Source organism: Proteus vulgaris (assembly GCF_011045815.1).
Classification (GTDB): domain Bacteria; phylum Pseudomonadota; class Gammaproteobacteria; order Enterobacterales; family Enterobacteriaceae; genus Proteus; species Proteus vulgaris_B.
Map to the genome: position 1 here is coordinate 2,065,582 of NZ_CP047344.1, position 12,902 is coordinate 2,078,483.

Here is a 12,902-nt window from a genome sequence, read left to right on the forward strand (position 1 = left end):
AAAAACACCCTTTTATTGCATTAAAATACAAACGAAATAATAACAATTAGTTATCAACCACCTATCAATATTAAAATGATATTTGTATTTTTATTTTCTTTTATAAAATAATTAATTATTAGTTAACTACAATGTGATCCTATGTTACAACAGGTTGAATTTATTATATAAATTAATTGAGACCTATTTTTAGATACCTAGAAGTAATCTATTGAAAATATCATTGTTAATTTTAAATGTAATTTATTATCACTTACTTAATATATTTCTTTTGATATAAAAATAAGCTTTAAAAGCATAACTCATTGAATAATTTATAAAATAAATCAAAAGGTAAAATCACTCTATGACAGAGATCGATAAATCAAAAATAAATTCAAGTGTTCAGACCACTTATGTCTTAAACTTTTTATATAGTGATTATTGCAGTTAGTTATTACAGCCAAATTTCATAATTAATTAAAATTTAGAAACAAAGCGATAAGAAAATATATGAAAATATCAAATTAATTTTAATCTAAAATAAGAAGGGTTATATGAATAATATTAAGTATAAACTCGCCACAATGACACTTTGCACTCTATTTGCTACCTCTGTTTTTGCTAATACTCAATCCCCAATTCGCCTTGTTATTCATGGTGGTGCAGGCACAATTACTAAAGACACGATCACCCCTGAACAAGAAAAAGAATATAAAGAAAAACTGACTGAAGCATTAAATGCGGGATATGCTGTTTTGAATAGCGGAGGCACTAGTATAGAAGCAGTTCAAAAATCGATTAACGTAATGGAAGATTCTCCTCTCTTTAATGCAGGAAAAGGCGCCGTTTTTACCCATGACGGACGCAATGAACTAGATGCTTCTATTATGGATGGGAAAACACGCAATGCCGGTGCTGTTGCTGGTGTCACTACAGTTAAAAATCCTATAAATGCTGCTATTGCAGTAATGGAAAAAAGCCCTCATGTTTTAATGGTGTCAAATGGTGCAGATCTTTTTGCTAAAGAACAAGGGCTGACCATTGTAGACCCTTCTTATTTCCGTACCGAACATCGCTGGCAACAACTTCAAAAAGCGATAGAAAAAGAACAAGTCGTTTTAGATCATGATGGAAAAACAGCTGCACTTTTTATTGATCCGATGATGTACGATTATAAATATGGCACAGTAGGTGCTGTTGCACTGGATCAACATGGTAATTTAGCAGCGGGAACTTCAACTGGGGGAATGACTAATAAACGCTATGGCCGAGTTGGCGACTCCCCTATTATTGGTGCAGGAAACTATGCCGATAATGAAACAGTTGCTGTATCCGCAACAGGTTCTGGTGAAATGTTTATCCGTACATTAACCGCCTTTAATATTGCAGCCCAAGTTAAATATCAAAATCTACCTTTAGAGAAAGCGGCACAAAATGCACTTGATGAAGTTAAAGCTATTAATGGAAGTGGTGGTGTTATCGTATTAGATAAATCTGGCAACTATACGATGAGTTTTAATTCTGAAGGTATGTACCGTGGCACTATAGGTAATGATGGAAAACCTGTTGTTGCTATTTATAAAGAGTAAATTTAAATAGTCATTTTTCTATTTCGTACCCAATTTCCCTCTTATTTTTAAACCGAAAAAATGAAGATCTTGGGTACGAAACCTTAGCCAATCTCCTATTACTCGTCTTATTTCCTACATTTTTTCTGAAAGAAATTTATTCTTAATTTTAGCACCGACTCAGTTTGATTACTATTCACACCAATTACGTTCAATTAACGCACTAAGTGATGTAAAAACAAACACGATCAACTCTACTTATTAAAATATTCCTTTGAAAAAGTAGCTTTTTTCTTTTTTGGATCTGTTAGAATATTCACCATGGTTATGTTGATTTAATAAGGAAATCACAGTGGAATTTCACCACGACGATCGGGATTTAACACCTGAAACATCGCTAGTGCTGTCTGAAAAACAAGCATTATTGGATCTGAATGCAACATTCACCACTCCATCTCACACAAATCCAGCAATAGCTTATTTAATGAGTTTAGGATCGAAACGTAGTCGTCAAACGATGGGATCGTTTTTAACTATTGTGGCCAAAATGATTGGTTTTTCTTCTCTTAAAAATTGCCAATGGGGTGCTCTTCGTCGTCATCATATTCAAGCTATTATTGATATGTTATCTGATGCCAATAAAGCCCCTGCCACAATCAATACTTATCTTGCTGCATTAAAAGGTGTTGCTTTAGAAGCATGGGCAATGAAACAGATGGATACTGAAAGTTATCAGCATATCCGCCAAGTTAAATCTGTCAGAGGAAGTCGATTACCTAAAGGTCGCGCATTAACAAGTCATGAAATTCGTTCTTTATTTAAAAGCTGTGAAAAAGACAACACATCGAAAGGTTTAAGAGATGCTGCAATATTAAGTGTGCTATTGGGTTGTGGATTACGCCGTTCAGAAATAGTCGCTATTAATTACGAGCATATTCAATTTCGTGATCAAGCCTTTCTTGTCAGAGGTAAAGGTAATAAAGAAAGAATGTCTTATATGCCCGATGATACTTGGGATCGTGTTCAGTTATGGATTGATGAAATAAGAGGTACTCAAGATGGTCCCCTTTTCACTCGAATTCGTCGTTTTGACGACGTAACAACTGAACGAATTACAGACCAAGCTATTTACTATATTTTAGAAACTCGTCAGCAAGAAAGTGGCATTGATAAATTTGCTCCCCATGATCTTCGAAGAACTTTTGCTTCCGCAATGCTTGATAATGGCGAAGATATTGTAACTGTAAAAGATGCAATGGGTCATGCCAGTATTATGACAACTCAGCGTTATGACCGACGTGGAGATGATCGACTAAGAAAAGCAGCTCGCCATTTACGTTTTTAAGTTTTATTTTTGAATAACTTACTTTTGATGATATCAAATAAAACCCCCAACTTATTGAATTGATTATAATTGGGGGATTTTATCACTTATAGTTTATCTGAAAGGTGGTTCATTAAATGTTCTTAATTTTCGAGAGTGTAAATTACTTTCTTCTTGTTTAAGTAACTCAATAGATTGAATACCAATTTGCAAATGTTCTGACACAGCACCCTCATAGAAATGATTCGCCTGACCGGGTAATTTAATTTCACCATGTAATGGTTTATCAGATACACATAATAATGTGCCATAAGGCACTCGAAAACGATAACCTTGTGCAGCAATAGTGGCACTTTCCATATCAACAGCAACCGCACGACTTAAATTAAATCGCCTGGCTGATACCGAAAAACGTAATTCCCAATTACGATCATCCGTTGTAACAACGGTTCCTGTTCTTAATCTTTGTTTTATTTCATGCCCTGGTTTTCCACTGACTGCTTTAGTGGCGTCATAAAGTGCACGTTGTACTTCTGCAATATTTGGGATCGGGATATCAGGTGGTAAGACATCATCTAAAATATGATCATCACGCAAATAAGCATGGGCTAAAACATAATCGCCAAGTTGTTGGCTTTCACGTAATCCGCCACAATGACCAATCATTAACCAAACATGAGGCCGTAAAACCGCTAAGTGATCACAAATTGTTTTCGCATTTGAAGGGCCAACACCAATATTAACTAATGTTATTCCGGGACCTTCTTTAGCAATTAAATGATAGGCAGGCATTTGATATTTCTTCCAAGTTAAATCTGATATTAACTTTTCAGGATCAACAGTGTCTGCTGTAATTCGTTGAAATCCAGCACAGGAAAGTGCGCAATATGGACTATTTTCATCCGCAACTTGATCACATGCCCAACGAACGAACTCATCAACATAACGATTATAATTCGTATATAAAATATAGGGTTGAATATCTTCAGGCAATGTACCAGTGTAATGCTTTAAACGTGCCAGTGAGAAATCAGTACGTAAAGCATCAAAATGAGAAAGTGGCAATATTTCCCTATCACAAATTAAACCATCAGTAATTTCATCACCAATTTTAGATAGATCAGTTGTTGGAAAGTATTTTGCTAAAGAGGCACTCATTTTTCTATCAAAGCCAATTCCCGTTCCATCAATAACAAAAGGATAAGGAATTTCTTGTTGCGAAGCGGTGACTTCAAAAGTTGCATGATAGGCATCAGCAATAAGTTGCAGTTGTTCTGACAAATAATTTTCAAATAAAGCAGGATTCGTAATAGTGGTGGAATAAGTACCAGAACGAGACAAACGTCCATAAGCTCTCGTTTTATCTTCTGTTTTTATTTCACCAGACCAATATACCGTTAATTGAGGATAAGCAAATAACCCTTCAGCTCTTTGCTTTACATCGGGTAATGTTCCATTTTGTGCATAATCAATGATTGCCTTACGTAAAGCATCCACTGCATTTTTGTATTGCTGTTTTAATTCATTGATGATTTTGGGAATTTCAGGGCTATGAGGTTGTGACATAAAAGAGCCTCTTGCTTATTATTAATTTATACACATAATAGCAAGAAGCTCTGTTTAGCCCAATAGTCAATCTTTTAAGATTGCGTATTCATATTTACTTTTATTATCAAGAACAAGTGTTTTATTTTTAAAATCATACTCGAAAATTAATTTTGTATGATCTCCTAACGTAATATTATTTCCGACTGATAATATTTCTGAAAGATTAGGATCAAGTTGACTAATATTAAAAGGTTTTTCTACAAGCTCCTCACTAACGAGGTTGACTAAATTATAGTGTTGTTCATTAACATACGCTAACCCTGTATCTATTACATAGTCTATATTTTTTTTACCGTTAGCATTTTTATCTTGTAATGCTTTTTTATTTTCTATTACAATCGTAATTTTATTTTTACTATCATCTTTTATAATATTTGCTGTTGTTTTTCCTGAATAAAGAACATTAACTAATCCTGCAAATAGATCTTCTTCCACCAAAGATGATTTAAAGTCAAGAATTACTTTTTGATACATTAAGGAATAAACTAGTTCCTTATCATTTTCATCCAAATTTATAAATTCTTTTTTTAATTTTTCGAATTCTAACTCTTTGAATTTTATCTCATCTAAATCTTGAGGTTTATTTTCCATATCAGCTATTGGGGTAGAATTAATATTAATTTTCATCCTTGATAAATCTCTAAACAGCTCGTCTTCGATTTTCTCTAACAGAGTCATATATGTTGGTGTTATACCCTTTTTTATACTCTTTTCTATATTATCTTCTATACTCTCTTTTTCATTTTTAATAAGCTCTTTAAGTCTATCTGTAAATAGCTCAGGATCAAATTTAGCCTTTTTATACAATTGATTTTTTGATATATAATCCCTACCTAAATCTTTATCCCCAATGAATCTACTTTTATTATCGATTATCAATTCCCTAATAACTTCTTTTTTAATTTCATTACTTTCAATTTCTTTCTTCTTTAATTCAATCGCCTTATCTATAGCGTAGAATAACAAATCATCAAGTCCATTTTTTTCTAATGATAGAATTATATCTTTTATGGGTTTTATTTCATCAGATCCATCCTCATTTATATTATGTATAAAGCTTATTTTTTCACCATCAAAGTTACCATCCAAAAGAATAGAGAAATTTATTTCATTATCTTTCTTTTCAATACGGAAATTCTCTTTATATGCATCACCAGTAAGATTTCTTAATTTGCAAAATCCTTTTATTTTCTCAAAATCATTTATTTTTTTATCAAAAAAAGTCTCTTTAATTAATGGGAAGACGATTCCTTCTTTCCCAAAACCAAACCAGTTTTTTATTTTCTCCCATAATGTCCTTACATTTAATGGTTCTTCTGTATTCTTTATCTGCTCCATTCTATCATGATGAATTTTAATACCTTTGATTTCCATAATTTTTATACCTAATTCAGAGTCTATGAAATTCAAAATATCACGAAATAGAATTTATGATATAAAAAAACATCATTTAATTTAAAAATAGTATTTTTTAAATAACGCCAATTTATCTATAATATTAAAAAATTTAAAATAATAGGTAGTGTAATCGTAGCAAACATGGTTTGAGAGGTGATGATCCCCGCCATAAGTTCAGAATCTCCGCCAAGTTGTCGAGTTAAAATATAGGAGGTGGGTGCAGTAGGAATAGAAAAGAAAACAACTAAAAGCATTGTCACTACTGGTGATAAATCGAGAAGATAAGCAATGCCATATGCTATTATCGGTACGATAAGTAAGCGAGTCACTGTATTAATGCTAATCATTTTACTTTCTGCTTTTAACGTTGATAGATGCAACGCTGCACCAATACAAATTAAACCTAAAGGTAAACTGGTGGCTGCTAATAACTTAAGAAACTGATCACTACCAAAAGGAAGTCCGACTCCAGATAAGTTGATCACTATTCCTATAACGCAAGAAATAATTAAAGGATTCTTAATAATAGGTAATACCAATTGACGCAATGTTACATTTTGTCCAGCCGTTAGACAAAGTACCGAAGTCACATTTGATAGTGGAACTAATGTTGCCAATATTAATGCCGCTATTCCTAATCCCTCAACACCAAAAAAATCAGCAACAATCGCTAAACCTAAATAAGTGTTAAACCGAATATTACCTTGAACAATTGCACCAAAACGCCCAGCACGCCAACCCGTAATTTTTTTCAATACAGTACATAACAGCGTGATAATAATGACCACAGAAAAAATAGCCCCAGCAAGGTGGGGTAATTGAGGATCAGACAAAGGTGCATTTGCTAGGCTATTGATCAGTAATGCAGGAAAAAGTAAAAAGTAATTTAGCTTTTCAGCACCGACCCAAAAAGCAGGCTCAAACGTTTTATTTCTTCTTAAAATTGCACCTAGCGCAATTAACGCAAATAAAGGCCATAACGTTAATAACACATTTTGCATAATGTTTATCCTAAAGATATCGTGATACTTTACAATATCGCAACATCAGAGCGATTGCTATTTTATGTTGTTAATACAATAAGCAACTCAAAATATGATAAAAATATACTAATATCGCATTTTTAGAATAACATTTTTATTTTTATATGATTAAGTACAAACTTTCTTTTTATGAGCATAAAATCCTAAAGCTAATCTAAATCAATGTACATTCGATAACAATGTAGATTTGCTTTTGCTAAACTTGAATAATAGTCTCGCTCTTCTAATGCTTTAAAACCTTGTTTTAAATAAAATATTACTGCGTTAGGTGTTGCATCCAAAAATAGCTTTTTTTGCCCCCTCTTTATTGCTTCATGTTTTAACTGTTTTAAAATAAGTCCTGCGAATCCTTTCCCCATATATTCTGGTAATGTAAAAATTGCTTCAGCAAAACCTGTTTTGACATCTAAAAATCCAGAAGCAACGGGAATATTATATTCTTGATAATCAATTATATAAAATGGATTATCTATAATAGCTTGTCGATATCCATCTGGCATTTCATCGGGAGTCCAAGCAGCTAAAATATCTTTTGGATAAACATTCTCACAACCAAATCGTAAAGCTTGATTTCGTAAATACCACAATCGTTTTGCTTCCTGTGGTTCAGCAAGTCTAAGTTGAATCATACTCATTTCCATCTTATTCATTAGAATTAAAAACCTTGGATCAGTAAAAAACTCTATTCTAATAGTGTATTTTAAATTTTTTAATTTTTTGGTGTTACTTTTTTTTAGAGCATGATATGTTTTTGTAGAAGGAATAATGTAAGGAAATCTTATGCCTAATTCAATATTACCTTCCCAAATAAAAAAAACCTCCTCTTTTGTTGCTGGTTCTGAGCTTCCTTTTTATTATCAATTCATATCTACTTCAATTAGAGAAATCTATTTCTCAAACATTTCACTTATTTACCATAATGGATTTCAAACCGAAAATACACTTCCAAAGCTAATTCTTTGTAGTCATCGGAACAGTGCTTTTGATGGTTACATTGCTTTGAAGGCATTCCCTAGAGCTCAGGCTTTAGCATCAATACAATTATTAAATAGCTACATAATGAAGACTTTTTTTACGGGTATTCCCGTAGTTAGAAAAAAGGATAGACAACGTTTAGGTATAAATACAAATATATTTTCAAGCCCTTCAGATGCGGCAATTGCACATATAAAAGCAGGTGGAGACCTACTTTTATTTCCAGAAGGTAGTAGCGAGTGGGGTTTCAAGCCTTTACCTTATCAACGAGGAGCGGCAAGAATTATTAGAACATTAATCAGTGAGGGAGTTAATTTTGATATTATTCCTATGGGATTGTTTTATATCGCGCCTGACAAATTCAGTTCAAAAGTTGAAGTTTATATTGGAGAAAATATATGTATAGACTCGAAAAAAGATAATTTATCAATCAGAGAATGGGAGCAAAACATTCATAAAGAAGTATCTGATGCATTAAATAAAATTTCCGTTAATTGCCCAACTATTGATATTTTTGAAAAAGCTTCAGCCTATGCTTTTAATAAAAACAAAGAAGGATATTCTTATGCTGAATCCTTTATTGATTATCAAAATAATCTATCTCAAGAAGATAATAGCAATAAGACTATAGAAAAGACCTCTCAATCTTCTATTTTAATTTGGCGTTATACTTCATTTTTATTTATGTATATTTTATTCCCAATATTACTTTCATCATTTATCGCATCTCATTTTGCTGATGCACGCAATACCGTTAGCTTCTTTAAAATATTAGGTGGCGCTATTGCTTCAGCTGTTTGGCTTCCAATCTTAGTCATGCTCCTATTCTTTTCACCTCTATTTATTGGTATAAGCTTAGTCAGTGCATTATTCGGCTTCATATTGATAAGGAAGAAAGGCGCTCAAATATGTTAACGACTAAAGCTAGGATGCTTTTTAACCATATATTTTCTGTACAACTCTTTATTATTTGGGGACTTGGCACTTATGGCAGTTGGTTAATTCATGCTACAGAAATGCTAACACCTATTTTCTTAGGTTTGTTTTTGTGGATTTTATTGGTTTTTGTTGGATATAAAAATCAACATTCAACACGTCATTCGCGATTTTATTGGCTAGGTTTGTTACAACTAATTGTATGTTGGACTATTTTTCCTTTGTTTAAATCAATCCGCTATGGATTATACCAATGGAGTTTTGATGATATTTTATATGCTTTGGATAAATTCTTGTGGTTTGGAAAAAGCTTACCCGAATGGTCCATTTTTTTACAATCAGGATGGCTAAGTGAACTCCTTGCTTTTTGCTATTTTAGTTTCTATTTTTTAATTATTGGTAGTGCCCTGTTCTTCTTTTTTAGCCGAAATAACGCACTGACTAAAAACTATTTTTTCGGTTTAATGCTGATGTATTTTTTTGGATTTATTGGTTACTTTACTATTCCAGCCGCAGGCCCTTACTCTGCATTTCCTTCTGATTTTAACTATCCCGTTTACTCTGGTTCCATGACTTTATTTCTGACAGATCTCGTTGATAAAGGCATTACAGGAATGGATGTTTTTCCTTCATTGCACACTGGAATAACGCTCTATATTGTTGGTTTTTTCTATTTATCAGGTTATCAAAAAACAGCTTATTGTTTATTTCCTATCTTAATAGGGCTGATTTTGGCGACTGTATATTTGCATTACCATTATGGCATTGATGTTATTGTCGGTGCTTTGCTTGCATTATGGGTACTTTACATCACAGGTAAAAATAATAAGGTCGAATATGGAACTCATTTATAAAATTAACGAGCCTATTGCTTCAGAAGTTTCTATTAGCGGAGGTAAAGGTGCAAGTTTAGCGAAAACGATTCAATCACTGCCTGTTCCTGATGGTTTAATTCTTTCTTGCCAAGCTTATCAGTTATTTATTACCCCTTTGCTCCCTAAAATTAATCTTTTATTATCAGATAAAAAGCAAGAAATTGAATCAATTAGTAATAATATTCGGCATCTTATTTTACAAGCACCTATGCCTGAAAGTTTAATTCATTCTCTAAGCACAATGTTAAATAACCTTCAGCTGAATGATACCGCTCTGGCCGTGCGTTCATCCGGAACATTAGAAGATATGCCCGGAGCAGCTTTTGCTGGCCAGCATGACACGTTATTAGGAATTAAAACGTTACCTCATTTACTAGACGCTATTCGCCAATGTTATGCCTCTTTATGGCATACTCACGTCATGCTTTATCGTCAACATTTAAATTTACCGCATACTCAAGCATCAATGGCTGTTGTACTACAAAGGATGATTGATGTTCAAAAAGAAGAAGCAGCAGGCGTTGCTTTTTCTGTTGATCCCGTTCAAGGTTCTCTTTCTACTGTATTAATTAATGCAGCCTTCGGTTTAGGTGAAACCGTAGTTGCAGGTGAAGATCCTGTAGATGAGTTTATCGTTGATAGAGAAACTTTAGAATTAAAACAAACAACAATTTCTCAAAAAACAAATGCCATTGTGATGGTGAATAATGGTACTGAAATTTTACCTCTCGAACCTCAAAATAAATCTATACCTTCCTTAACACCTGAACAGTGTAAACAAGTGGCTAAACTAGCTATTTCAGCAGAAAAATATTTTGATTTTCCACAGGATATAGAGTGGGCATTTCATGATGGAAAATTATGGCTTTTACAATCACGAAATGTGACACAAATTGCGCCAATTTGGACAAGAGAAGAATCAGCAGAAAGATTTCCTAATCCTATCACGCCATTAACATGGGATATGTGTGAAGCAGGTTTTCATTCATCATTAAACTTTAGCCTTAATCTTATGGGGCTTCCTTCATTTAATGGTAAATGGTTCGGAATGCAAGATTATTATATTTATGGCAACCAAAATGCGGTTTCTTTGTATAGTAATCGGCTTCCCACCTCAATGATGAATGATTTACCTACCCTACTAAAATCTTTGCCTGATATAGCACAAAAATTTAGTTGGGTACAAGAATTACCTATTACTTGGATGCGCGATTTAGATAAATACTTAATCTCAATCGGAGCATTAATGAATGAACCATTAGAAGAAAAAAACTTGTCCCAACTATGGGATTATGTGCAAAGAATTAATAAATTAGGTGCTGACTACTTCTTACCTAATATTGCTATATCATTGACTCAACGCTCTCTCTATTCCGCACTTATGGCCTTGCTAAAACTCTTTTTTAAAGAGGAAAAATATGCACATACTGCATTCGATAATTTAATTGCAATGTCTGAAACTAAAACTGGACAAGTGAACGTAGAACTTTGGACTCTTTCTCGTTATGTTCGTCAGCAACCTAAACTTCTCGAGCTTATAGCATCTATTGTTCCCGAAAACATTATGCAAGAAATTGAAGAATGTGATCCTTATTTTCACCAGCAATTCTCCTTATTTTTAGCAAACCACGGTCATCGAGAATTAGACTTTGATGCGTATCATCCAACTTGGCTGGATGCCCCGCACATTGTGTTGACTCAAATTAAAGCTATGGCAGATTTAGCTGATGATAAGCAAACAGACTCTCCACTAGGTAAAAAAATTCTACAATCAGAAACTGAGTTTTCAATTATTTCTGATGCCCCTGAAGAGTTACGTTTCTTCTTACAAGAGATCATTCGATTAGCTCGAGTTTATACTGCACTTGATGACTTAGAGCATTATCAAACAACACGATTAGCCTTACCGATGCGTCGCGGATTAAAAGCATTAGGAGAACGACTGGTTATTCGTAGTGTCTTAGATTGCCCTATGGATATTTATTTTGCTAATGAAAAACCTTTGGCTGAAGCAATTCTTGCAGATAATCCTACGACTTGGAATAAGTTGCGCCATCATATATACCAAAATAAGGCTGAGTATTTAAAAGCAAAATCAGTTACTCCACAATGGGTTTATGGCGAAGATGGCAGTGATGAACTTAATACAAATGAGCACCTATTAAAAGGATTGGCGGGAAGTGCAGGCATTGTTGAAGGTGAAGTTTATCTTGTTCATGGCCCTGAAAATTTTGCCGAATTTCCACAAAATGCCATTTTAGTTGCAAGAACGACAAATCCGGCTTGGACAGCGCTTTTTTACCGCGCATCAGGCATTATTACCGAAAGTGGTGGTCCATTATCTCATGGTGCTGTTACTGCCAGAGAATTAGGATTACCTGCCATTATGGGTGTTCGTAATATATTGAATATATTAAAAAATGGACAAAGAGTCAGAGTTGATGGACAAAAAGGTGTCATCGAGATTTTATCTTAATTCTTTGAAAACATCATGAGCTATACGCCTTGATCAGAAAAAGCATCTTTTTAGATGCTTTTTCTCGTTTCAAACAATACATTTTTTGACTAATTATTTTCTTTTTCTTCTGGAGATTTATTAATGTCGATATCAACTTTATAAGCAGAAGGTGCAAGCAAGGCAACCAACCCGCCCATTAATAAAACAATAAAAAGCACCATCAACATGGTTGGCGCATTAAAGAGTAAATATGGCATTAATAATATAGGACTAGTAGTAAAAATAAGTGAAATGATGACTGGATAACTTATACCAATATCTCTCACTCGTTGCGATAAAATCAGAGTGAATATATAAATTTGCATTATTAAAAATACGATTTCGATTAAGCCATATGACGTAAAAGAAAATTGATAATAAAAGATACTTTCAATTATTAAATCTGCATTTTCAGGATAATATAATATATACCAGCGATATACTAAATTTTCGACAATAGCAAATAAAATTGACCAAGCAATTTCTAAACCTAAAAAAGAGAGCCTTCCACGTCTTTGCTGTTTCCATTGATAAGCAAGTTTAGCTTGCATCATAAATCCCTTCATTTTTCAAATAGTAATCCTTTTTATCATAATACACTTAATATCTTTCTCCAAAACAATGTTATTATAATTTAGTGTCAGCACAAAAAATACCTTTAACATTTAATAATTAGTGTAATAATACGTTATATTA

10 protein-coding genes are annotated in these 12,902 nt (G+C 33.2%); 5 read left to right on the plus strand and 5 right to left on the minus strand.

What is annotated here, in order from left to right:
• Positions 1-536: 536 nt before the first annotated feature.
• Both GTH24_RS09805 and GTH24_RS09810 read left to right on the plus strand, forming a co-directional pair.
• Positions 537-1,571 carry an isoaspartyl peptidase/L-asparaginase family protein gene (locus GTH24_RS09805; protein WP_072068150.1) on the plus strand — a complete coding sequence of 345 codons (1,035 nt, stop codon included), beginning with the start codon at positions 537-539 and terminating at the stop codon, positions 1,569-1,571.
• A gap of 331 nt (positions 1,572-1,902) precedes the next feature.
• Complete coding sequence (locus tag GTH24_RS09810; RefSeq protein ID WP_164526346.1) at positions 1,903-2,895, plus strand: tyrosine-type recombinase/integrase; 993 nt, start codon at positions 1,903-1,905, stop codon at positions 2,893-2,895.
• Between the two features lie 93 nt (positions 2,896-2,988).
• Here GTH24_RS09810 and GTH24_RS09815 read toward each other — a convergent pair whose 3' ends face one another.
• The 4 genes from GTH24_RS09815 to GTH24_RS09830 form a co-directional block, all read right to left on the minus strand.
• Complete coding sequence (locus GTH24_RS09815) at positions 2,989-4,440, minus strand: AMP nucleosidase (RefSeq protein WP_164526347.1); 1,452 nt, start codon at positions 4,438-4,440, stop codon at positions 2,989-2,991.
• Between the two features lie 66 nt (positions 4,441-4,506).
• The gene (locus GTH24_RS09820; protein WP_164526348.1) at positions 4,507-5,856 is read right to left on the minus strand and encodes a hypothetical protein; all 1,350 of its coding nucleotides are present in this window, start codon (positions 5,854-5,856) and stop codon (positions 4,507-4,509) included.
• Between the two features lie 116 nt (positions 5,857-5,972).
• A complete protein-coding gene (locus GTH24_RS09825; RefSeq protein WP_072068155.1) occupies positions 5,973-6,881 on the minus strand; it encodes an AEC family transporter in 909 nt (302 codons plus the stop codon).
• Positions 6,882-7,072: 191 nt separating this feature from the next.
• Positions 7,073-7,558, minus strand: coding sequence for a GNAT family N-acetyltransferase (locus GTH24_RS09830; RefSeq protein ID WP_072068462.1), 486 nt, complete (start codon positions 7,556-7,558; stop codon positions 7,073-7,075).
• 145 nt (positions 7,559-7,703) lie between these two features.
• On the opposite strand from GTH24_RS09830, the gene GTH24_RS09835 reads away from it, so the two are divergent.
• From GTH24_RS09835 to GTH24_RS09845, 3 genes are read left to right on the plus strand one after another with little or no spacing between them, the layout of a single operon-like run.
• Positions 7,704-8,813: a glycerol acyltransferase gene (locus GTH24_RS09835; RefSeq protein ID WP_164526349.1), complete on the plus strand. Its 1,110-nt coding sequence runs from the start codon at positions 7,704-7,706 to the stop codon at positions 8,811-8,813.
• A complete protein-coding gene (locus tag GTH24_RS09840) occupies positions 8,807-9,688 on the plus strand; it encodes a phosphatase PAP2 family protein (protein ID WP_072068156.1) in 882 nt (293 codons plus the stop codon). Before GTH24_RS09835 ends, GTH24_RS09840 begins: the two co-directional genes overlap by 7 nt.
• Complete coding sequence (locus GTH24_RS09845; protein ID WP_164526350.1) at positions 9,672-12,185, plus strand: PEP/pyruvate-binding domain-containing protein; 2,514 nt, start codon at positions 9,672-9,674, stop codon at positions 12,183-12,185. Before GTH24_RS09840 ends, GTH24_RS09845 begins: the two co-directional genes overlap by 17 nt.
• 89 nt (positions 12,186-12,274) lie before the next feature.
• Here GTH24_RS09845 and GTH24_RS09850 read toward each other — a convergent pair whose 3' ends face one another.
• A complete protein-coding gene (locus tag GTH24_RS09850) occupies positions 12,275-12,757 on the minus strand; it encodes a hypothetical protein (protein ID WP_072068157.1) in 483 nt (160 codons plus the stop codon).
• Positions 12,758-12,902: the final 145 nt, after the last annotated feature.

Coding starts and splice junctions, on each gene's coding strand:
- GTH24_RS09820 (WP_164526348.1), bottom strand. CDS start 5,856: ATGGAAATCAAAGGTATTAAAATTCATCATGATAGAATGGAGCAGATA.
- GTH24_RS09805 (WP_072068150.1), top strand. CDS start 537: ATGAATAATATTAAGTATAAACTCGCCACAATGACACTTTGCACTCTA.
- GTH24_RS09845 (WP_164526350.1), top strand. CDS start 9,672: ATGGAACTCATTTATAAAATTAACGAGCCTATTGCTTCAGAAGTTTCT.
- GTH24_RS09825 (WP_072068155.1), bottom strand. CDS start 6,881: ATGCAAAATGTGTTATTAACGTTATGGCCTTTATTTGCGTTAATTGCG.
- GTH24_RS09815 (WP_164526347.1), bottom strand. CDS start 4,440: ATGTCACAACCTCATAGCCCTGAAATTCCCAAAATCATCAATGAATTA.
- GTH24_RS09835 (WP_164526349.1), top strand. CDS start 7,704: ATGCCTAATTCAATATTACCTTCCCAAATAAAAAAAACCTCCTCTTTT.
- GTH24_RS09840 (WP_072068156.1), top strand. CDS start 8,807: ATGTTAACGACTAAAGCTAGGATGCTTTTTAACCATATATTTTCTGTA.
- GTH24_RS09830 (WP_072068462.1), bottom strand. CDS start 7,558: ATGAGTATGATTCAACTTAGACTTGCTGAACCACAGGAAGCAAAACGA.
- GTH24_RS09850 (WP_072068157.1), bottom strand. CDS start 12,757: ATGCAAGCTAAACTTGCTTATCAATGGAAACAGCAAAGACGTGGAAGG.